The 23,725-nt window shown below is 43.3% G+C and carries 17 protein-coding genes; all 17 read left to right on the top strand.

Annotated features, from left to right (window positions below):
- Positions 1-127 precede the first annotated feature (127 nt).
- The 17 genes from HED67_RS16370 (at position 128) to HED67_RS16290 (ending at position 23,721) form a co-directional block, all read left to right on the top strand.
- A complete protein-coding gene (locus HED67_RS16370; protein WP_178437817.1) occupies positions 128-1,213 on the top strand; it encodes a carbamoyl phosphate synthase small subunit in 1,086 nt (361 codons plus the stop codon).
- On the top strand, positions 1,200-4,400 hold the full coding sequence (gene carB / locus HED67_RS16365) for a carbamoyl-phosphate synthase large subunit (protein WP_015515299.1): 3,201 nt from the start codon (positions 1,200-1,202) through the stop codon (positions 4,398-4,400). Before HED67_RS16370 ends, carB begins: the two co-directional genes overlap by 14 nt.
- 233 nt (positions 4,401-4,633) lie before the next feature.
- Positions 4,634-5,968, top strand: coding sequence for a type I glutamate--ammonia ligase (glnA, locus tag HED67_RS16360; RefSeq protein ID WP_221718912.1), 1,335 nt, complete (start codon positions 4,634-4,636; stop codon positions 5,966-5,968).
- Positions 5,969-6,011: 43 nt separating this feature from the next.
- On the top strand, positions 6,012-6,569 hold the full coding sequence (locus HED67_RS16355; RefSeq protein WP_221718911.1) for an ANTAR domain-containing response regulator: 558 nt from the start codon (positions 6,012-6,014) through the stop codon (positions 6,567-6,569).
- A 594-nt stretch (positions 6,570-7,163) separates the two neighbouring features.
- Entirely contained in the window at positions 7,164-7,727 is a 564-nt protein-coding gene (locus tag HED67_RS16350; protein WP_178437811.1) for a biotin transporter BioY, read from the top strand.
- 191 nt (positions 7,728-7,918) lie between these two features.
- Positions 7,919-10,288 (top strand): ferrous iron transport protein B, encoded by a 2,370-nt coding sequence (gene feoB / locus HED67_RS16345; RefSeq protein WP_178437809.1) that lies wholly within the window; start codon positions 7,919-7,921, stop codon positions 10,286-10,288.
- Between the two features lie 163 nt (positions 10,289-10,451).
- Positions 10,452-12,200 carry an ABC-ATPase domain-containing protein gene (locus HED67_RS16340; protein WP_221718910.1) on the top strand — a complete coding sequence of 583 codons (1,749 nt, stop codon included), beginning with the start codon at positions 10,452-10,454 and terminating at the stop codon, positions 12,198-12,200.
- Between the two features lie 16 nt (positions 12,201-12,216).
- Entirely contained in the window at positions 12,217-12,972 is a 756-nt protein-coding gene (locus tag HED67_RS16335) for a tRNA threonylcarbamoyladenosine dehydratase (protein WP_221718909.1), read from the top strand.
- Positions 12,973-13,116: 144 nt separating this feature from the next.
- The gene (locus HED67_RS16330; protein ID WP_178437803.1) at positions 13,117-13,503 is read left to right on the top strand and encodes a hypothetical protein; all 387 of its coding nucleotides are present in this window, start codon (positions 13,117-13,119) and stop codon (positions 13,501-13,503) included.
- Positions 13,500-14,483: a hypothetical protein gene (locus tag HED67_RS16325; protein ID WP_215633240.1), complete on the top strand. Its 984-nt coding sequence runs from the start codon at positions 13,500-13,502 to the stop codon at positions 14,481-14,483. Before HED67_RS16330 ends, HED67_RS16325 begins: the two co-directional genes overlap by 4 nt.
- Positions 14,484-14,521: 38 nt before the next feature.
- On the top strand, positions 14,522-15,394 hold the full coding sequence (gene cdaA, locus HED67_RS16320) for a diadenylate cyclase CdaA (RefSeq protein WP_221718908.1): 873 nt from the start codon (positions 14,522-14,524) through the stop codon (positions 15,392-15,394).
- Complete coding sequence (locus HED67_RS16315) at positions 15,372-16,631, top strand: CdaR family protein (RefSeq protein WP_221718907.1); 1,260 nt, start codon at positions 15,372-15,374, stop codon at positions 16,629-16,631. The genes cdaA and HED67_RS16315 overlap by 23 nt, the downstream gene beginning before the upstream one ends.
- Positions 16,632-16,659: 28 nt before the next feature.
- On the top strand, positions 16,660-16,929 hold the full coding sequence (locus tag HED67_RS16310) for an HPr family phosphocarrier protein (RefSeq protein WP_178437795.1): 270 nt from the start codon (positions 16,660-16,662) through the stop codon (positions 16,927-16,929).
- A gap of 321 nt (positions 16,930-17,250) precedes the next feature.
- On the top strand, positions 17,251-18,927 hold the full coding sequence (gene leuA, locus HED67_RS16305; RefSeq protein ID WP_221718906.1) for a 2-isopropylmalate synthase: 1,677 nt from the start codon (positions 17,251-17,253) through the stop codon (positions 18,925-18,927).
- 298 nt (positions 18,928-19,225) lie between these two features.
- Positions 19,226-21,400: an SH3 domain-containing protein gene (locus HED67_RS16300; protein ID WP_178437791.1), complete on the top strand. Its 2,175-nt coding sequence runs from the start codon at positions 19,226-19,228 to the stop codon at positions 21,398-21,400.
- 192 nt (positions 21,401-21,592) lie between these two features.
- A complete protein-coding gene (locus HED67_RS16295) occupies positions 21,593-22,975 on the top strand; it encodes a sugar transferase (protein WP_178437789.1) in 1,383 nt (460 codons plus the stop codon).
- Entirely contained in the window at positions 22,972-23,721 is a 750-nt protein-coding gene (locus HED67_RS16290) for a glycosyltransferase family 2 protein (protein WP_246612273.1), read from the top strand. Before HED67_RS16295 ends, HED67_RS16290 begins: the two co-directional genes overlap by 4 nt.
- Positions 23,722-23,725 lie beyond the last annotated feature (4 nt).

Raw genomic sequence — 23,725 nt, 5'->3', positions numbered from 1 at the left:
AAAACTCTCCATTTCTTGTTTATATTTATTAACTTAAAAAAAGAGGTTTCATGTTATTGTCTTTTCTATTTTTGACATGAAATTATCTTTTTTTTTTGCAAATTAGGAGAAAGGATCAGGTGAGAAAATGAAAGCGTTTCTGATTTTGGCAGACGGTACTGTTTATGAAGGAGAAAGCATCGGTTCTACCAGAGAAGTTATCAGTGAAATTGTGTTTAATACATCTATGACAGGTTATTTGGAAATTTTAACAGATCCGTCCTATTGCGGCCAGTCTGTCGTTATGACGTATCCGTTGATTGGCAATTATGGTGTATGTTATGAGGATATGGAGGATCCGGAATCTTATGTAGACGGTTATATCGTCAGAGAGATCTCCAATAGCCCAAGCAACTTCAGAAGTGAAGATAAACTTGAAAAATTTCTGGTGGATCATGATATCGCCGGCATCCAGGGCATTGATACACGTGCATTGACAAAACGTCTGAGAAACTACGGTACAATGAACGGCATGATCACAACCAATGAAAATTTTGTTCTGGAAGAGGTTCTTCCGAAGATTAAGGCTTACAAAGTAACAGATGCGGTAAAACGTGTCAGCTGCAAGGAGAAGACAGTCCTTCCGGGTGACGGCATGAAAGTAGCTTTGATGGATTTCGGCGCAAAGAAAAACATTGCCAAATCCCTGAATGAGCGCGGATGTGAAGTAACGATTTATCCGGCGTATACATCTGCCGAAGAGATTATTGCTTCCAATCCGGACGGTATTATGCTGTCAAACGGCCCCGGCGACCCAAAGGATTGCGGACCGATCATTGAAGAACTGAAGAAGCTTTATGCAACAAATATTCCGATTTTTGCAATCTGTCTTGGACATCAGCTGATGGCGCTGGCCAATGGCGCTGATACAAGAAAGATGAAATGGGGGCATAGAGGTGCCAATCATCCGGTCAAAGATCTGACAACAGGCCGTGTGTATATGTCTTCACAGAACCATGGTTATGTGGTAGCAGATAAGACAGTACCGGAAGATGTAGCTGAGATCAGTTTCATTAATGCCAATGATGCCAGCACAGAAGGTCTGCATTACCTTGGCAAGAATATTTTTACGGTGCAGTTCCATCCTGAAGCCTGCCCGGGTCCACAGGATACAGCGTTCCTTTTCGATAAATTCATAGACATGATGGAGGTCAATAAAGATGCCGAAGAATAATAGTATTAAAAAAGTTCTGGTTATTGGTTCTGGTCCGATTGTCATAGGACAGGCAGCAGAGTTTGATTATGCAGGTACACAGGCCTGCCGTTCTCTGAAAGAAGAAGGTATTGAGGTTGTACTGGTCAATTCCAATCCGGCAACCATCATGACGGATAAACAGATTGCGGACAAAGTGTATATTGAACCGCTGACAACAGAGGTTTTGAAGAAGATTATCAAGAAAGAAGAACCGGACAGCATTCTTCCGACACTTGGCGGACAGGCTGCACTGAATCTGGCTATGGAGCTGGATGAGAGCGGATTCCTGGTTGAAAATCGTGTCAGAATGATCGGTACTTCTTCACAGACCATCAAGAAAGCCGAAGACCGTCTGGCATTCAAAGAGACAATGGAGAAGATCGGCGAGCCATGTGCAGCCAGTGAAGTCTGCACAACACTTCAGGGATGTTTTGATTTTGCAGAGAAGAACGGTTATCCGGTTGTTATCAGACCAGCTTATACACTGGGCGGCAGCGGCGGCGGTATTGCACATGATGCACAGCAGCTGCATGATATTGCCAGCAATGGTCTGAGACTGAGCCGTGTCGGTCAGGTCCTTGTTGAACGCTATATCGGCGGTTGGAAAGAAATTGAATATGAAGTAATCCGAGACAGCTACGGCAACTGCATTACCGTATGTAATATGGAGAATATCGATCCTGTGGGCGTTCATACAGGCGACAGTATCGTTGTGGCACCTTCACAGACTCTGGGGGATAAAGAGTATCAGATGCTTCGTACATCTGCTCTGAACATCATTCAGGAACTGGATATCCACGGCGGCTGCAACGTACAGTATGCACTGAATCCAAACAGTTTTGAATATTGTGTTATCGAGGTTAATCCGCGTGTATCCCGTTCTTCAGCGTTAGCTTCCAAGGCAACGGGTTACCCGATCGCCAAAGTTGCTGCCAAGATCGCTCTGGGTTATGCCTTGGATGAAATCAAGAATGCGGTTACCGGCAAAACATACGCCAGCTTTGAACCGGCCCTTGATTATGTGGTTGTCAAAATCCCGAAATGGCCTTTTGATAAATTTATTACAGCGAAACGTACACTGACGACTCAGATGAAAGCCACAGGCGAGGTTATGAGTATCTGCCAGAATTTCGAAGGTGCGCTGATGAAAGCCATCCGTTCTCTGGAACAGAATATTTACAGCCTGGATTACGGCAAATACCATGAGCTGACAGATGAAGAACTGAAAGAACATTTATATAGAATTGATGACAGACGTCTTTTCTGTATCGCAGAGGCTATTCGTCGTGGTTATACACTGGAAGAAATCCATGCCATCAATAAGATCGATCTCTGGTTCCTGGATAAGATCGCCAACCTTGTCAAGATGGAACAGCGTCTGAAAACAGAGCCGATGTCTGTTGAACTGATGAAAGAAGCAAAGCGTATGGAATTCCCTGATAAGGCCATTGCTGAGTTTACACATCAGTCCGAAGCAGAAGTGAAAGCTTATCGTTACAGAAACGATATCGTTGCAGCATTCAAGATGGTTGATACATGTGCAGCTGAGTTTGAATCCGAAACACCATATTATTATTCATGCTTCGGCAATGAAAATGAAGTTGAAGTTGGCGAGAAGATGCGTAAGAAAGTCCTTGTACTGGGTTCAGGCCCAATCCGTATCGGTCAGGGTATAGAGTTTGACTACTGCTCCGTTCACAGTGTATGGGCATTCGCAGACTGCGGTTATGAGACAATTATTGTCAACAACAACCCGGAAACAGTCAGCACGGACTTTGATATTGCAGATAAACTGTATTTCGAACCATTAACACCTGAAGATGTGGAGAATATCGTTCGTTTGGAGCATCCGGACGGTGCGGTTGTTCAGTTCGGCGGCCAGACAGCCATTAAACTGACACAGGCCATCATGAAGATGGGTGTGCCGATTTACGGTACACAGGCAGAGGATGTAGATGCAGCTGAAGACAGAGAGCTGTTTGATGAAATCCTTGAGAAGTGTAAGATCCCGAGACCTGCAGGCACAACAGTATTCACAACAGAAGAAGCATTGAAGGCAGCCAACCATCTGGGTTACCCGGTACTGATCCGTCCTTCCTATGTTCTTGGCGGACAGGGTATGCAGATTGCAGTTAATGACGGCGATATTGTCGAATTTATGAATATTATCAATCAGACAGTTCAGGAACATCCGATCCTGATCGATAAGTATCTGATGGGTAAGGAAGTCGAAGTGGATGGTGTCTGCGACGGCAAAGATGTCCTGATCCCTGGCATCATGGAACATATTGAGAGAGCCGGTATCCACAGCGGTGACAGTATTTCCATCTATCCTGCACAGCATTTGAGCGATGCCGTTATTGACAAGATTGAAGACTACACAGCGAAACTGGCGAAAGGCCTGCATGTCAAAGGTCTTCTGAACATTCAGTTTATTGTATATCAAGAAGAGGTTTATGTTATTGAAGTAAACCCTCGTTCAAGCCGTACGGTACCTTATATCAGCAAGGTAACAGGTATTCCGATTGTCGATATTGCATCAAAATGTATCGTGGGCAAGACGATCAGAGAGCTTGGTTATGAGCCGGGTCTTCAGAAGAAAGCAGATTATATTGCCATCAAACAGCCGGTATTCTCATTCGAGAAACTGCGTGGTGCCGAGACAAGCCTTGGACCTGAAATGAAGTCAACGGGCGAAGTTCTTGGTATTGCCAAGACATTTGAGGAAGCCCTGTACAAATCATTTATCGGTGCCGGCATCAATCTGCCGCGGACAAAGAAGATGATCTGTACAGTCAATGATGCGGACAAAGATGAATTAGTACCGATCGCAGCACGCTTCCAGAAATTGGGTTATACCATCTATGCAACCCGCAGCACTGCAGATAAGCTCATTGAGAATGGCATTCCTGCCATCAAGATCAAAAAGATTTCTGCAGGCTCACCAAATGCGCTGGATCTGATCCTTGCCGGTGAAGTCGACCTTGTTATCGATACACCGACACAGGGTCGTGATAAGAGCAGAGATGGTTTCCTGATCCGTCGAAATGCCATTGAGACAGGATGCACATGTCTGACATCCTTGGATACAGCGGCAGCATTGGTAACAAGCCTTGAAAATGCCAATATGGAGACACTTTCCGTGATTGATATCGCAGAAATCTAAAAGCTTCTGACATTTTTGACGGTATGAAAAGATTCATGCTGGTCAATTGAGAAAAAGTATGCTAAACTAAATACAAAATATGGAAAAGGCTGCAAGGGGGCAGTGTGTGGAGTGAGAATTCCCTGCCCTTTTGCGGTCTTTTTGTATATGCCTGACGTAAATTTTTTACAATATTGACAAAGAAAGGGCATTATTGATATAGTTGAACTATCTTAATATAAGGAGAGAGCGTAATGGCAAAATATACAAAAAAGGACATTATTCAGATGGTGGAAGATGATGATGTTGAATTTATCCGACTCCAGTTTACGGATATTTTCGGAGCATTGAAGAATGTGGCGATCACAGCCAGTCAGATTGAAAAAGTACTGGACAATGGCTGTATGTTTGACGGCTCTTCGATCGAAGGCTTTGCCAGAATCGAAGAATCCGATATGTATCTGGTACCTGACCTGAATACATTTGAGATCTTTCCGTGGCGTCCGCAGCAGGGCAAGGTGGCACGTCTGATCTGCGATGTTTACAAACCGAATGGTGAACCTTTTGAGGGCGATCCCCGTTATATTTTAAAGAAAGTGATCAAAGAGGCAGATGCGATGGGCTATACATTCAATGTCGGTCCTGAACTGGAATTCTTCCTTTTCCATACAGATGATTACGGTATGCCGACGACAGAAACCCATGAAAAAGGCGGTTATTTTGATCTTGGTCCTATTGACCTTGGTGAAAATGCAAGACGTGATATGGTACTGACCCTTGAGGATATGGGATTTGAAATCGAGGCATCCCATCATGAAGTTGCACCGGCACAGCATGAGATTGACTTTAAGTATACAGATGCTCTTCATACAGCGGACAATATTGAAACCTTCAAGCTGGTTGTCAAATCCATTGCGAAACGCCATGGTCTTCATGCGTCCTTTATGCCGAAGCCGGTTTACGGTGTGCCTGGTTCCGGCATGCATATCAACATGTCACTGGATGACCAGGATGGCAACAATATTTTTGGTGATCCGAATGATGAGAATGGTCTCAGCAAAGAAGCCTATTATTTCCTGGCCGGTCTGTTAAAGCATGCAAAAGGTCTGATGGCATTGACGAATCCGCTGGTCAATTCCTATAAGCGGCTTGTACCGGGGTATGAGGCACCGGTGCATATTGCCTGGTCGTCCATCAACAGAAGCCCGCTGATCCGTATTCCGGCAACCCGAGGAACCGGACGTCGTATTGAACTCAGAAGTCCTGATCCGGCCGGCAACCCGTATCTTGTACTGGCAGCATGCCTGGCAGCGGGTTTAGAAGGCTTAAAAGAAAAGAAAATGCCGATGCCGAATGTGGATAAGAATATTTTTGAGATGACAGCAACAGAAAAAGCAGCAGAAAGCATTGAAGAACTGCCGCTGAATCTTTTTGATGCAGTTAAAGAGCTTGAGGCCGATCAGTATATCTGTGATACTCTGGGCAAACATGCCAGCAGCAAATACATCGAGGCAAAATACGCGGAATGGGATGAATATCGCAGACAGATCACAAACTGGGAGATTGAACAGTATCTGTACAAAATTTAATTTTTTCCCCTTCTTGATGAATCATTAATGGAGGTGGAAAAGGGTGGTTAATATTATCGTTGTCTTTTCAAGCCAGAAGGATGGCATTAATATCCGCAACCTTCTGATGAGGCACGGGCATAATGTGGTCACTGTCTGTACCAACGGAGCCGCTGTCAGTCAGGCAGTTGATCAGATGGAAGGCTCCGACGGCATTGTTGTGTCGGGCTATAAGTACCAGGATATGACTTACAGTGACCTTCTGGCGGATCTTCCGGATACATGGCAGATGATCGTTATGGCCTCTCCGGGTAATCTGAGCCATATTTTTGAGTACAACGTTATTAAAATTCCCATGCCGGTCAAAGTCTATGATCTGTTTACAACATTGCAGGCCATTGAGACAACCATTATGCGCCGACGCAAGAAGCGCAGAGAAAAGCCGAAGGAGCGTTCATCCGCTGAGAGAGCCTTGCTTGAGCATGCCAAAAGCCTTTTGATGGAGACAAAGAATATGTCCGAGATCGAAGCCCACAGGTACATACAGAAATGCAGCATGGATAACGGAACTAACATGGTAGAGACAGCGCAGATGGTTATCGAGATTTACTCTCAGGCGTAAAGAGGTGTGCGAAACTTCAAGGGTATTGAACTGTTGAGATATTTAACAGTTTCGTAGCGGCAAAACACGAAGGCTGTGAATTGATTGAATCACTGCATTATTCAGATGCAGCGATTCAATCGATAATGAGGTTTATTGAGTTTTGCCTTAATAATTCAAGGTTATACGACTGTTAAATACCTCAATATTTTCAAAGGCTGTGAGTTTCGCAAATATTATTTAAGCCGTAGGGGTTATAGGGAAGTGTAGCTATGGACCTATTGTTAACTTAAATATAAAAAAGGTTGACAATAGGCTTTTCATGGTTTACAATACCAACATCAGAAATTTTTATTTGAATGAAAGAAACAAGCATTTGCAAAAAAAGTTATAGTTTTACACGGATAAAGTTGTTCAATCAGTAGATTTAAATGCAGGTGCTTCCGACGCGGTCGGTACTTAGGTGCTGTTTCTTAGCACCTTATGTACCGTTGCCAGCGGCGGGCAGCGAGAGCGGCCTGCTTTAAACTACTGATTGAACAGCTTTTCTTGAATGATTCTTTTTTTGGAAATGCTTGTTTCTGCATTAAAAAGAGATGTAGAGGAGTTGTTACCATGGAAAATGAATTTTCAAACAGAATTTCGGTGAAGAATATTGTGTTGGCCGGCATGTTTGCCGCATTCCTGGCGGTTATGTCCCAGGTTTCCCTGCCGATGCCGACAGGTGTCCCGATTACGGTGCAGGTTTTTGCGGTTGCTCTGGTGGGAGTGATTCTTGGCTGGAAGAGAGGTGTTCTGGCGGTTCTTGTGTATATTTTAATCGGTGCTGTCGGCGTTCCTGTTTTTGCTAATTTTAAAGGCGGTCTTTCTGTCCTGACAGGTCTGACAGGCGGTTACATTATTGCATGGCCGGTGATGACGATTTTATGCGGTATCCAGCCAAAGACTCAGAATACAAAACTCAATGTTGCCCTGAATATCATTTTATCTTTGGTTGGACTGGCTGTCTGTGAGAGTGTAGGTGCACTGCAGTGGGCATTACTTTCAGGAAGTGATCTGAAGGGAATTATCATTTATTCTCTGACAGCTTTTGTGCCAAAGGATATTATTTTGACGGTACTGGCTGTGCTGATCGGACGCCAGGTGCGTAAGATGGCATCCAAGGCTGGTGGTCTTTAAAATGTTTTTGGCAGTTTAAGGATAAGATTAAAAACAAAAGAACATTCAAAAGCAGGATTCAGATCGCGTACATTTCGATGTACGCGATTTTTGCATAGAATATTCTGCCCGAACAGCTATTGACAAAAATTATTAATAAGGATAGACTAACTCCGTAAGAATTGATTTTTTTTATCAATAGGAGACGTAAGATGACTTTAAGAGATTTACAGACAGGCGAATCTGCCGTGATTCTGACTGTCGGCGGAAGCGGTGCCCTGCGCCAGCATTTTCTGGATATGGGCATGATTCCGGGCGTGGAAGTAACACTTGTGAAGTATGCACCGATGGGAGACCCAATGGAATTGAGGCTTCACGGCTATGAGCTGACGCTGAGACTGGCAGATGCTGAGCAGATAGAGATTGAAGAAGTTCAGAAGGCAGGAGCCGAACATGAAGCCTCTAAGGCGAGAAAAGATGGAAGATTGAAGGAAAGCGGGCGCTTTACGGATCATCCCGGTCTTGGTGAAGGCGGCAAATATCATGAGAAGGAGACTGAGCATCCGCTTCCGGATGGGACAACACTGACATTTGCACTGGCAGGCAATCAGAATTGTGGTAAGACGACACTGTTTAACCAGCTGACCGGTGCCAATCAGCATGTCGGCAATTTCCCGGGAGTTACTGTGGACCGCAAGAGCGGTGTGATCAGAGGGCATGAGGATACACTGGTGACAGATTTGCCGGGTATTTATTCCCTGTCACCCTATACAAGTGAGGAAATTGTCTCACGGCAGTTTATTCTTGAGGAAAAGCCGACAGGTATTATTAATATTGTAGATGCAACCAACATTGAGAGAAATCTTTATCTGACCATGCAGCTGATGGAACTGGATGTACCGATGGTGCTGGCATTGAATATGATGGACGAGATGCGCGGCAATGGCGGAACCGTTGATATCAATGAGATGGAGGCACTTCTTGGAATTCCGGTTGTACCGATTTCGGCAGCGAAGAATGAAGGAATTGAAGAGTTGGCCAGTCATGCGCTGCATGTGGCGAAGTATCAGGAATGCCGAGGAAGAAAAGATTTCTGCGATGAGAGTGACCATGGCGGTGCGGTTCACCGCTGTCTGCATGGTATTATGCATCTGATTGAAGATCATGCCATACAGGCCGGCATCCCGGTGCGCTTTGCGGCCACAAAGCTGGTGGAGGGCGACAGCGGCATCCTGGAAGCTTTGAAACTGTCACAGAATGAGCAGGAGATGCTGGAGCATATTATCTGTCAGATGGAGGAGGAGCGCGGACTTGATCGTGCAGCGGCCATTGCGGATATGCGTTTTGCATTTATCCAGCACCTGACAGAAGCATGTGTGGTCAAACCGCATGAAAGTAAGGAGCGCGAGAGAAGCCGTAAGATTGATCAGATCCTTACCGGCAAATATACAGCTATTCCATCTTTTATCGGTATTATGGCGTTGGTTTTCTGGCTGACATTTAATGTGATCGGTGCATGGCTGCAGGGACTGCTTGAACAGTTCATCGGATGGCTGACGGAGCTGGCAGATGCCGGAATGACTGCGTGGAATGTGAATGATGCCCTGCATTCGTTGATTATTAACGGCATTTTTAATGGTGTCGGCAGTGTGTTAAGCTTCCTGCCAATCATCGTGACGTTGTTCTTCTTCCTGTCCCTTCTGGAGGATACAGGTTACATGGCCAGAGTGGCTTTCGTTATGGATAAGCTGCTGAGAAAGATCGGACTTTCGGGACGAAGCATTGTACCGATGCTGATTGGTTTTGGGTGTTCAGTGCCGGGAGTTATGGCCAGCAGAACACTGCCGTCGGAACGAGACCGTAAGATGACGATCATGCTGATACCGTTTATGAGCTGTACAGCCAAACTGCCGATTTACGGATTCTTTACAGCGGCTTTCTTTCCGAAGTATAGTGGTCTGATCATGGTTGCACTCTATTTTGGCGGTATTGCAGTAGGCATCTTAGTGGCAATGATTGCCAAAAATAGTATTTTCAAGGGGGATGCAGTGCCGTTTGTTATGGAGCTGCCGAATTACAGAATGCCTGGAGCCAAAAATGTTCTGCAGCTTTTGTGGGATAAGGCCAAAGATTTTCTTCAGCGAGCATTTACGGTTATATTCCTTGCAACGATTATTGTCTGGTTCCTTACAACATTCAGTCCGCATCTGAATATGGTGACAGAGTCCAAAGACAGTATCCTGGCGGGGATTGCCGGCGTTATCGCACCTGTTTTTGCACCGCTTGGATTCGGTGACTGGAGAATATCAACAGCATTGATCACCGGCTTTATTGCCAAAGAGAGCGTTGTTTCCACATTATCTATTCTGTTTGGATCAACGGCAGCCCTGACATCACTGATTTCAACAAAGGCAGCGGCAGCATTACTTGTTTTCTGTTTACTTTATACGCCTTGTGTAGCAGCGATCGCATCAATTAGAAGAGAGCTGGGACAGAAGTGGGCCATTGGAGTTGTGATTCTGCAGTGTGCTATTGCCTGGATCTGTGCATTCCTGGTTTATCATGCGCTGATGTTTTTGTAATGGATTTTGAAATTGGATAAAGATATGTCTATGTAGAATAAAAACGACCATACTGAACGAAAGAAAATTCAGTGATGGTCGTTTTTCTTTTATCCGTCATTGACCGATGGATAGAGTTGTAATAAAATAGGAAGAGTCAAAATGGCCGAAAGGAGTAAATATCATGCGAACGGCTGAAGAACTTCGTAAAGAACTGCGTGGAATGGACAGGAGAAGTTATCCTGCATATAAGTCACTGGCCGGAACCTATCAGTTTGAAAAATATAAATTAATCATTGATCATGTACAGGGAGATCCTTTTGCATCTCCCTCCAGTCTGCATGTGGAAATGCCTCACCGGCAGGCGGGAATACCGGAGAGGTATTATGAGAGCAATTGTGGGGAAATTGCATTGAGAGATTATATTGTCCGTGAAGCAGGACGGCAGTTTGAAAAATATAATTTTAAAGCAAAGGGTTCAGGAAAGAGCGGACTGATGAGTATCAGCAGATGCGGACAGGAGGTACTTGAGCGCAGTGCCTGTGAGATTGATGCTGTGGGAATTATTCTCAGATTTCATGTGGGATTTCCGGCATCTGGAAGGACGATTCAGGCAAAAGAGCTTGAAAAGATATTGTTTGAGTTTTTGCCTGAATGTATTGAAAATGCTTTGTGCTGGAGACGGCTGGACCATCAGAAAGTGGAGCAGGCAGTCTGGTTGGCAGAAGATCAGAATGTATTAAGAAAAATACTTGCCGAAAATCATTGGGTCGCTTTTGCAGCAAATGGTTCTATTTTGCCGAGAAAAAGCGGCGTGTCTGAATTGCCGATGTCAGGGAGCGTACCTTTTCAGTCTCCGGATACATTAGAGAAAGTGATCGAATTGCCTCATCGAGGGAAAGTCAGTGGTATGGCGATTCCGGAAGGTATCACTCTGATCGTCGGAGGCGGTTATCACGGCAAGTCAACCTTGCTTGAAGCATTGCAGAATGGTGTATATGATCATATTGGCGGTGACGGCAGAGAATTGGTAATCACAGATGAAACAGCTGTCAAATTAAGAGCGGAGGATGGCCGCTCTGTGAGAAATGTAGATATCTCGATGTTTATTAATGATCTTCCGAACGGCAGAGATACCAGCTGTTTTTCAACGATGGATGCCAGTGGCAGTACTTCCCAGGCAGCCGGAGTTGTGGAGAGTATGGAAGCAGGGACCAGACTGCTTTTGATTGATGAAGATACATCGGCTACGAATTTTATGGTGCGGGATGCACTGATGCAGCGTGTAATTTCAAGAAAAAAGGAACCAATCACACCGTTTATCGAGCGAATGCGTGCACTGTATGAGCAGGCCGGAATATCCACAATTCTTGTTGCCGGAAGCTCAGGAGCTTTCTTTTATGAAGCAGACAGAGTTATTCAGATGGATCGTTATCATGTAGTGGATATCACGGATAAAGTCAGAGAAATCTGTGGACAAAATGAGAACGGGCAGATCACTTCGGCACAGTTTGAGATGCCGGCCTTTGACAGAAAGAATCCGTCAGCCGGACACAAGCGGGAACAGATGCACGGCGGAAGAGACTGCGGCAGACGAAGAGGACGTCAGGGATCCGGCGGTTCTGAGAGACCGCGTGCTATGAAAGTGAAAGTCATGGGCAGAGAAACAATGGTCCTTGACAAAGAAACAGTGGATCTGAGATATGTGGAGCAGCTGGCAGACAGCGAACAGACGGCCGCACTGGCGTATTTTATGCGTTATCTTCTGGAAAAGAATCAGACAGTACAGACTGTACAGGAGACGGTGGACGGTGTAGAGAAAATATTTGATGCAAGAGGATGGCAGGCCTTTTGCAGCGGTTATGTGCCCTGTGGTCTGGCACGTCCGAGAAAACAGGAAATTTATGCGGTGCTGAACAGATACCGCGGCTAAATATAAGGAGAAAATTATGCTGAATCAGTTTTCTAGAACAGAATTACTGCTGGGACATGACAATATGGAAAAACTGAAAAATGCCAGAGTGGCAGTTTTTGGGATTGGCGGCGTAGGCGGTTTTACAGTTGAAGCCCTGGCCAGAAGCGGTGTCGGTACATTGAATCTGATCGATGACGATAAAGTGTGTCTGACCAATATCAATCGTCAGATCATTGCCACAAGAAAAACTATTGGACAGTACAAGGTAGATGCAGCAAAGGAGAGAGTCCTGGATATTAATCCTGATGCGGTTGTGAATACGTACAAGACATTTTTTGTGCCGGATACCGCGGATGAATTTGATTTTGCATCGTATGATTATGTTGTAGATGCCATTGATACGGTGACAGGCAAAATTATGCTGGTGGAAGCCGCACAGAAAGCGGGAACACCGATCATCAGTTCCATGGGGGCAGGCAATAAGCTGGATCCGACAGCTTTTGAAGTGGCAGACATTTATAAGACATCTGTATGCCCTCTGGCGAAGGTGATGCGGCGTGAACTGAAGAAAAGAGGAATTAAGAAACTGAAGGTTGTGTATTCAAAAGAAAAAGCACTGACGCCGATTGATGATACGGAAAACAGCTGCAGATCACATTGTATTTGTCCTCCGGGGAGTGCAAGGGCATGCACGCAGAGACGTCAGGTACCGGGAAGCACAGCCTTTGTGCCATCTGTTGTCGGACTGATCATAGCCGGCGAGGTCATTAAGGATCTGACAGTACGCTGAAGCGGAGGAAGGCTTTATAGCACTTTTTTTCTCTAAATTATGGCATAGAAAGTATAAATGTGGTATACTCATTATACCTTTGGGGGTTTGTTTATAGAGTTAAGAAAGGATTTGTATATGCTGAATGAGGAGAAAATTCGCTGGATGACGAAGGCATCGATTTATGAAAAGCGGCAGGGCCGTATTGATCTCGGACGCAATGAGTATTTTATGGGTGATTACGTCAGACTGCATCTTTTGAAGAATGGCATTAGTCTCACAATTGCGTATATATTGTTGGCAGGACTATATGCTGTATATAAGATTGAAGAGATATTTGATATGGCAGCCAATATGCAGTTGGGATTGCTGCTGAAAGAAATGCTGCTTCTTTATATTATTCTGCTTGTTATCTATACGGGAATTGGTATTGTTTATTATTCGTGGCAGTATCAGTCAAGTCGCAAGCAGGTGAAGAAGTATTACCGTATACTGCGTCATATTGATCAGTGCGGAGAGAAGAATGTCCGGACACAGGAGGATAAGAGATGACAGAGCTTTTTGTAATGCGGGATAAGATCAGCCGTTTTGTCAAAGAATACGAGACATGGTTTTTGATCATTGCCAAGTTTATCGGAATGATGTTTGTATTTAATTGTGTGAATTCACAGTTAGGATATTTTGAAATTCTGGATAATCCAATGGTAAATGTATTGCTGTCATTAATCTGTTCGATTATTCCGGGCAGCTTTTCAGTTTTTATTGTTGCGGCTGTAATTACAGCACACATGATGAAATTATCGGTGCTCATCGGAGCTTTGGTAATTGTTGTGATGCTTATTTTATATCTGATGTTTCTGAAGTTTGCACCGGAGCAGAGTGTGGTTCTTCTGGCAGTGCCTGTTTTGATGCAGTATGATATGCATTTTATGATACCGATTCTGGCGGGGATGTTTTTTTCGCCTTATGCGGTTGTGCCTGCGGTGATCGGTCTCTTTATGGTGAAGTTCCTGGGCTATGCCTGTGGAGCAGCATCCATTGTCGGAACAGGGATGTCCTTTAATCTGGATGCCATCGTTGAGGCGATGGGTACAATTATTGGACAGGTAACAGATGATAAGATGATCTGGCTGTATGCGATTGCAGCAGCAGTGGCGATGGCAGTTGTTTTTATTATTAGTCAGTTTTCATTTGATTATGCGTGGTATGCTGCAATTGCAGCAGGTGCGGCAGCAGAGATCGTTGTTGCATTTTTCTGTGCGGCGGCTTTTGGAATAGATCTCAATATTATTGGTCTGGTTGCGGGTGCGGTGATTGGGGCATTATTGGCGATGTTGCTGCAGTTTATGAAGTGTGCGGTAGACTATTCCAGAAAAGAATACGTACAGTTTGAGGACGATGACTATTATTATTATGTGAAGGCGATACCGAAGATTTCGGTTTCAGGTGCAGAGAAGAATGTCGTTAAGGTTAATTCTCAGACAAAGAAATCTGTGAAGAATGGTGTTCAGGCTTCACAGGAGAACAAATAAAGTATTAGATTTATACAGGACAGGGGGGATGATATGAAATGCATAGATGGATGAGTATGTTGAACAATATTGGCTTTCCGCAGTCATTTCATCTTACCTATATTGTAGAAATCCTGATTTTGACAGTGATTATTTATGAGCTGTTGATCTGGGTTAAGAATACGCGGGCGTGGACATTGCTGAAGGGCATTGTTGTGGTGACAGCCTTTGCTTTGATTTCCTATTTCTTCCATCTCACTACGCTGACGTGGTTGATGTCAAAGACAGCAGGTGTGCTTGTGACAGTTGTTGTCATTGTTTTTCAGCCGGAGCTGCGGCGTGCCCTTGAGCAGTTGGGAAGGAAAAATATTATTTTTTCTATTTTCGGAACATCGGCAGTGATTGCAGAGGAAGACAGAAGAAGTCGTGACAAGATCAACTCCGAAATTGTGAAAGCGGTTTTTGAGATGAGCAAGGTAAAGACCGGTGCGCTGATTGTGATGGAGAAGAAGGTGATTCTCAATGAATATGAACGCACAGGTATTCCGATTGACGCATTGATTTCAAGCCAGTTGCTGATGAATATTTTTGAACATAATACACCGCTGCATGATGGTGCTGTGTTCATAAGAAACCAGAGAGTAGTGGCTGCGACTTGTTATCTGCCGCTGAGTGACAATATGGAGCTGAGCAAAGAACTTGGTACGAGACATCGTGCAGGTGTTGGAATCAGTGAAGTTTCAGACAGTTTGACAATTATCGTTTCTGAGGAAACGGGTGCGGTTTCTATTGCAGAGAGCGGTAAACTGACCCGAAGTGTATCTCCGGATGATCTGAAAGCAAAACTGGCAGAGATAACCCAGGGTGTTGATGAGGGCAAGCGAAAAAAACTGAGGGAGAGGATTAAGAATGAGAGAAAGACTGACGCATAATTTTGGTCTGAAGATTCTGTCATTGGCCCTCGCAGTTTTGGTGTGGCTGGTGGTGTTGAGTATTGAAGATCCTGTTTATACAAGGGAGTTTTCAGATATCAGCGTAACAGAGATCAATGGTGATCAGATTACGGAAGCAGGCAAAGCCTACAGTTATGTAGGGGGCAATACGGTCAGCGTAAAGGTCAAAGGAAAGACATCTATTGTCAATCGATTATCCAAGGATGATCTTCTTGCGGTTGCAGATCTGTCTACGTTATCCATTACAGGCGCTGTTATGGTGGATGTCTCCTGCCCGAAATATCCGAATTTGGAGATCACACCCATTGGAAGCAGTACAGTACTGAAGGTTGAGATTGAAGACTTGGTTGAGAAGTCACTAAATATAAAGGTTGTTACAAGCGGCAAAGTTGCTTCAGGATATTATATTGGTCAGGGAGTTGCGACACCGAATATGGTGACGGTATCCGGTCCGAAATCAGTTGTTGATCAAATTGCGGAAGCAAATGTCAGTGTTGCTGTCGGAAGCAGCAATACATCTGATATAACAACGAATACAACGTTGAAATTATTAGATCAGAACGGCAGTGAAGTATCCAGCTCCACGTTGAATATTTCTCAATCAGATATCAGTGTGAATGTGCCGATTTATCAGACGAAGACGGTACCTGTTAATTTTGGTGTAACCGGTCGGGTAGCAGAGGGATATCGTGTGGTATCAGCTGTTTATGAACCGAAGGAAGTAACAGTTGCCGGTCGTAAGGAAGATCTGGATAAGATTGATCAGGTGACATTGAAGGATTATGATATATCCGGTAAGAATGATAAGATCGAAGACTCTGTATCAATTGCACAGAATATTGCCGAGCAGCTGCCGGATGGTGTTGTTTTCACTGATAAGGAAGCAACGGTGGCATTAGTTGTTGATATACAGAAGATTACAGAAACATCTTTTGAATTGCCTTTAAGTAAAGTTTCGTTGAAGGGGAGCAGTACAGATTATACTTACGAGAAAAGTGTAACCGGTTCTTCTGATAAAGCAGTTACACTTAAGGTCAAAGGTATTGCCAGTGAAGTCAATGCACTTACTGCAGATAACCTGACGGCATTGATCGATGTCAGTGATTACGGAGAAGGTGAGTATAATTTGCCATTAACGGTTATTTTTGATGATAATCTGGAATTGGCTGAAGATGCATATGTACACGTTGTGATTTCAAAGAGCAGCGGGGAATAGAGAATAAAGTATTCGGGGGGTACTAAAAATGGTAAGTGTAGAGATTGAATTACATAATCCATCAGGACTTCATCTGAGACCGGCAGGCATATTATGCAAAGCGGCAACAAAATTTCAGTCACATGTGGCAATTAGAACAGCTGATGGAACGGAGGTTAATGCCAAGAGTGTTTTAAGTGTTTTGTCGGCATGTATCAAAAACGGAGATGTGATCACGATGATTTGTGATGGAAGCGATGAGGCAGAAGCATTAGAAGATTTACGGCAGGTCATTCAGGAGGGACTCGGAGAGCTTTAGCAAATGGGCAGGGAAAAGATTCTTTTCCCTGCTTTTGTCGTTCCTGTAAAGCACATGCTTGACAGGAAAACTTTTTTCTGCTAAAGTAGTACATGGACAACTTTTGTCGTGGAATTAGGAATGAAAAGGAATGAAAGACATGGGGTTAGTATTTTAAGTCCGACACTGTTTAAATTAATTGTATATGGAGTGGTTCTTCGACTCCGTCACTCATAGATCGAGAGATAGAATTCGGAGGAAACTGCTGACTTATATAAAGCTGATGGAATTCTTTGGCTTTATTTTCATACAATGATTCAGATTTAAACGGAGGAAAGAATAATGTTAAATTATAAAAGATATAAAAGAGTACCTGTATTGAATTATCCTGAGAGACAGTGGCCGAATAAGGAAATCCAGAAGGCCCCGATCTGGTGCAGCGTTGACTTGAGAGATGGCAATCAGGCGCTGATTGAGCCGATGGTTGTAGAAGAAAAGATTGAGTTCTTCAAGCTGCTTGTAAAACTGGGATTTAAGGAAATCGAAGTCGGTTTTCCGGCTGCTTCCCAGATTGAATATGATTTTCTGAGAACACTGGTTGAACAGAATCTGATTCCGGACGATGTGAAGGTGCAGGTACTGATTCAGTGCAGAGAGCATCTGATCAAGAGAACATTTGAAGCTATTCAGGGCTGCAAGAATGTGATTATCCATATTTATAATTCAACATCTACGCTTCAGAGAGATGTTGTATTCGATATGAATCGTGAAGAAATCAAGCAGATTGCCATTGATGGTACAGAGATGGTCAAGAAATATATGAAGGGATTTGACGGCAATATCCAGTTGCAGTATTCACCAGAGAGCTTTACAGGAACTGAGATGGATTTTGCGCTTGAAATCTGTGAAGCTGTTAAGGATGTATGGCAGCCAACTGTTGAGAATCCGATTATTTTTAATCTGCCGGCAACCGTTGAGATGACGACACCGAATGTATATGCAGATCAGATTGAATGGATGTCTACACACTTTACAGATCGTGATAAGATTATCCTGAGTATTCATCCGCACAATGACAGAGGCTGCGGTGTAGCTGCATCAGAACTTGCTTTACTTGCAGGTGCCGATCGAATTGAAGGTACACTGTTCGGCAATGGTGAGCGTACAGGCAATGTCGATGTGCTGAATATTGCTTACAATATGTTTTCACAGGGAATCAATCCGGAACTGGATATTGAGAATGTGAATGAGATTATCGAAGTTTACGAGAGATGTACAAAGATGGATATTGATCCTCGCCATCCATATGCGGGTAAGCTTGTCTTTACTGCATTTTCCGGTTCACATCAGGATGCCATCAACAAAGGTGTCCATGCATTGGAGCAGAGAAAGTCCCCATACTGGGAAGTTCCGTATCTGCCGATCGATCCATCCGATCTCGGAAGGAAGTACGAGCCGATTGTTCGAATCAACAGTCAGTCCGGCAAGGGCGGTGTGGCATTCGTTATGGATCACTACTATGGCTTCAAGCTTCCAAAGGTGATGCACAAAGAGCTGTCTGATGAGATTCAGGCAATTTCGGAACGTCAGGGAGAAGTATCACCATCACAGATTATGGACAAGTTCAGAGAGATGTATATCAATGCCAAGTATCCTCTGCATTTCAGAAAGATGAGAACAGAAGATATCTCCGAAACAGTAGAAGGTTACGATACAAAGGTTGTTCTGACTTATACATTTAAGGACGAATTAAAGACAATCGAAGGTTTCGGCAACGGACCGATCGATGCTGTGAAGCATGCACTGTGCAATCAGGGTGGTTTCAAAACAAAACTGACGATGTATGAAGAACATGCACTGACGACAGGTTCAGACTCACAGGCAGCATCTTATATTGAATTGATGAATTCAGAGACTGGTGAGAGAGCTTTTGGTGTTGGTATTAGTTCCAATATTACACGTTCATCCGTTCGTGCGATTTTCAGTGCCATGAACAGACTTTTCTTCAGAAAGAAATAAATGAGATGAAACACGTTTTGCGAGTTTCACTCGTTATCGCGATATTCGGCAAGGATTCATGCAAGCATGGCTTTGCCTCATTATCCGCGTAAATAATAAAAACAGCTGTGGTGCTGCTGCATCACAGCTGTTTTTTACAGCTTTTCTGATAAAAATTAAATTTTTGTTACAAATCGACTTTTAAAATGTTAAATTTTATGATAGAATAAGTGCAGTTATGCGGATATATAGATAAATTCTTTATGTCGGTGAGAAAGATTTCAAAAAGACAAGAGAAAGGCAAGTGAGAAGAAGAAATATGAAAAAGAAAATACTGGCAATGTTAATGATTATGATTATGTGTGTACCTTTTGTGACACCGATTCAGGCAAATGCAGCCAGTCAGGCTTACAGGGAATGGTCACAGGCAGATCCGGAATGGGGAAGCATTCATTTGGGAGCCAGTCAGTACACGATGAAATCATCGGGATGTCTGGTTACAGCGATTGCAATGCTGATCTGTCATACCGGCAGTGCAGATGCATCCAGTTTTACACCGAAAACACTTGTTAATTATCTGAACAATAATGGTGGTTTTACTTCCGGCGGTGCATTGTATTGGGCGAAGGTTAATGGCGCTGCGGATGGCTTTACGCTTTATGAGAGTAAGGTCAGTATGGCGAATATGACAAAGGCCCAAAAGATTTCTACAATGGCCAAATATATTAAAGATGGTTATGGTGTTATTATTTCCGTACGCAATGGCGGACATTGGGTGACTCTTGACAGAATTGAAGGTGATACAGTTTATATGTTGGATCCGGGTGTCAGCAGCACAAATCTGTTTGATACATACAGCGAGTCATCCATTGACAGATTGGCTATTTACAAAGGAAAGAAGAGCGGCGGAACTGTTTCCGGAAATCCTTCCAACGGATCTTCTGATAATAATTCCTCAGAAGATTCAGACAAGGTTATTGCGACAGGTACAGTGAACTGTTCAAGTCTTTATGTAAGAAGCGGTGCCGGTACAGGCAACAGTATCATTACATCTATCAGCAAGGGTACAAAGGTAGATATTCTTGGTGAGGCAAAGGACAGCAAAGGTACAAAGTGGTACAAAGTGAAAGTCAGCGGCAAGACAGGCTATGCCTGTGCAGAATATATTACAGTTAGTTCTTCGAATGGCTCTGACAGCGGCAATGATACAACAGCTGCTTCGGGTACAGGTAAGGTTAATTGTTCTTCATTGAATGTGAGAAGCGGTGCCGGTACAAAGTACGATGTAGTGACAACTGTATCAAGAAACCAGGCTGTAACGATTACAGGAACCACTAAGGACAGCAGTGGCGACAAATGGTACAGTGTGACATTTTCTAAGAGCGGCAAGAGTTATAAGGGATATGTTTATGCAGAATATATTACCGTGACAAAGAATGACAGTAATAGCAACAATAGCAATAACAACAGCAATGACAATACAAATCAGGATACAATGTCAATTGCGGCAGTTGTTAACTGTGATGCTTTGAATATGCGTTCCGGCGCAGGCACAAACTATTCGGTTGTCACAACATTGACTAAGAATACTGCGGTTACAATTACTGCTGAGGCAAAAGACAGCAATGGTACGTTATGGTACAAGATTACAGCAGGAAATAAGAAGGGCTATGTGCATTCTTCTTATTTGACGAAGAAGAATGCAGGCAATTCCGGAAATAACGGCAGCAGTTCCGACACAGATTCAGATGTATCCGGCAAGACAATGAAGGTTGCATATGATGCTGTGAATGTGAGAAGCGGTGCAAGTACTTCAAAGGGTGTTGTGTGCGTTGTTTACCAGAATGAGACAGTGACTGTAACTGGTCAGACAAAAGACAGCAGCGGCAGCATCTGGTATAAGGTCAAGACTTCTGCGGGTAAGACAGGCTATATCCGTTCTGACCTTTTGAAGGATGCCACTACATCAGGCGGCAATAATTCAAAGAAAGATGATACAACGGATACGACTTCAGATATGAAGGGCCAGAAGATGCAGGTAGTGGATGATGGCGTGAATATGAGAAGCGGTGCAGGATTATCCAAGAGTGTTGTAGAAGTCATCTATATGGAAGATACCTTAACAGTACTTGGTGAGGCGAAAGACAGCAATGGTACGGTATGGTACAAAGTCAAAGCACAGTCCGGCAATTCAGGCTATATTCGTTCAGATATGCTGAAAAAGGCAAGTACTTCTTCAGACGGCAACAAGTCAGATGACGGCTCAGAAAGCAGTCAGACATCAACAGGTTATGTTATTGATGGTTCACTGAATGTGAGAAGCGGCGCTGGTACATCATATAAGGTTCTGGTTGTTCTTGATGAGGGAACAAAAGTTAATATAACTGGAAATGTACAGGATGAAGATGACGACAAATGGTACCATATCAATGTAAAATACAGTGGTACGAATTATGACGGCTATGTCTATGCACAGTACATTGAGATCAGGTAAATATTCAACAATTAAAGCTTCAAAACCTGTGGTAAATCTTGCATTTACCACAGGTTTTCATTGTTATTTTGACAAAATAAGATTATAATTAGAGTGCAGGAATTCGAATAATAAATGTGTCTGAGGAGCGGACACAGATTCTGTACTGAATTCACGGGCGAATTCTGAATTGTATTTTAAGGAGAAGAAGTAGTGGAAAACAGAGAACAATACAAACGCCTGATTATGTTTTTTGCATCAATGCTGATTTTGCTTGTGCAGGTTGCGATTTTCTATTATATCTGGCATCGATATTACAATTACAGGTCAGTTATTGGTGCACTGTATTGGAGACGAGGCAACTGGGCATTGATGGGGGTCTATGCATTTATTAATTTCTTTTTTTCAAAAATTTATGGCGCATATAAAGTAGGCTATCTGAAGGTATCAGATGTCATTGCCTCTCAGATACTTGCTGTTTTGTGCTGCAACGGTGTCACATATGTGCAGCTGGCATTGATTGGCCGCTGGCGTTTCAGCGCTTATCTTGAGCCGATTATCCAGATGACTATTTACGATATTGCGGCAGTGCTTATATGGGTCATTTTTATGAGATGGATCTATGTTAAAATTTATCCGCCGAGACAGCTGCTTTTGGTGTATGGAGATATTAATCCAAAGGCACTGATCAATAAGATGACATCCAGAACAGATAAATACAGTATTGTAGACATGATTAATATTTCTGAGGGTTATGATGCAGTTATTGAGCGGATCAGTTGCTATGAAGCGATTGTTATCGGAGATATTCCTTCAGTATACCGCAATAAATTTTTAAAGTTCTGCTATGCACATTCGATTCGATGTTATAGCATTCCTAAGATTTCAGATATTATGATTAAGAGCTCGACAACCATCAACCTGTTTGATACAGAACTCATGCTTTTCAGAAACCGTGGATTAACCGCGGAGCAGAAATTAATAAAGCGTATATCAGATATTGTCTTTTCATTGATCATATTGGTTGTCTTTTCACCAATACTGATCTTGGTAGCTGTTTTAATCAAAGTGTATGACGGTGGACCGATTTTCTACAAACAGGAGAGATTAACTTATGATCATAAAGTTTTTATGATTTATAAATTCAGGAGCATGAAAGTTGACTCTGAGAAGACAGGTGCACAGTTGGCGAAGAAAGATGATGACAGAATCACACCAGTAGGACATGTTATACGTGCCCTGCATATAGATGAATTACCGCAGCTTTTCAACATCCTGAAAGGCGATATGGCTTTTGTAGGGCCGCGTCCGGAACGTCCTGAAATTGCAGAATTGTACAAAAAGAGTATTCCGGAATTTGATTTCAGACTGAAGATGAAAGCCGGTCTTACAGGATATGCGCAGGTGTTTGGCAAATATAGCACAACACCGTATGATAAGTTGAAATTGGATTTAACGTATATTGAGAACTATACATTTGCATTGGATTTGATGATTATTATACAGACCGTCAAGATTCTGTTCCAAAAAGAGAATTCCGAAGGTGTGGATGGTGGACAGAAGACGGCACTGCGTACGGAGGATAAGAAGAATTGACACCAATTGTATCTGTGATTATGCCGGTTTATAATGGATCGGCATATATAGGGAAGGCAATAGAATCAGCACTTTTGCAGGGGGTTCCTCTGGAAATTATTGTGATAGACGATGGTTCTACAGATAATCTGGATGATGTATTGAAAAAGTATGCAGACACGGATGTGATTCGTGTCATACATAATAAACACAATATAGGTGTAGCCAGAAGCCGAAACAGAGGCGTTAGAGCTGCAAAGGGTGAATATATTGCATTTCTGGATTGTGATGACTGGTGGGAGCCGGGAAAGCTTAAAGCACAGCTTCATTTGATGAAAAAAACAGGCTGCGTTCTTTGCGCGACAGGTCGGAAGCTTGTCACTCCGGATGGACATTCAACAGAAAAATTTATTAGGGTAAAGGAACATTTGACTTACAGAGATTTGCTTGTTCAGAATCCGATTAATTGTTCATCCGTGGTTATTCGTAAGGATGTGGCAGCTGAATTTCCGATGGTACATGATGAGTGCCATGAAGATTACATTATGTGGCTTCAGATATTAAAGAAATATCGAAAGGCATGTGCAATCAACAAACCGCTGCTGAATTACCGACTAAGTAATACCGGCAAATCAGGGAGTAAGTTACAGTCAGCAAGAATGACATTTAAAGTCTATCGATATATGAATTTTGGGTATTTTAAATCTTTGATGTGTTTTGTGGGATACGCCTTTAATGGTGTGAAGAAGTATTATTTGCATACATAAAGTG

Source organism: Pseudocoprococcus catus (assembly GCF_019734885.1).
In the GTDB taxonomy this organism is placed as follows: Bacteria; Bacillota; Clostridia; order Lachnospirales; family Lachnospiraceae; genus Coprococcus_A; species Coprococcus_A catus.
This window is presented reverse-complemented; position numbering and strand designations above follow the sequence as displayed.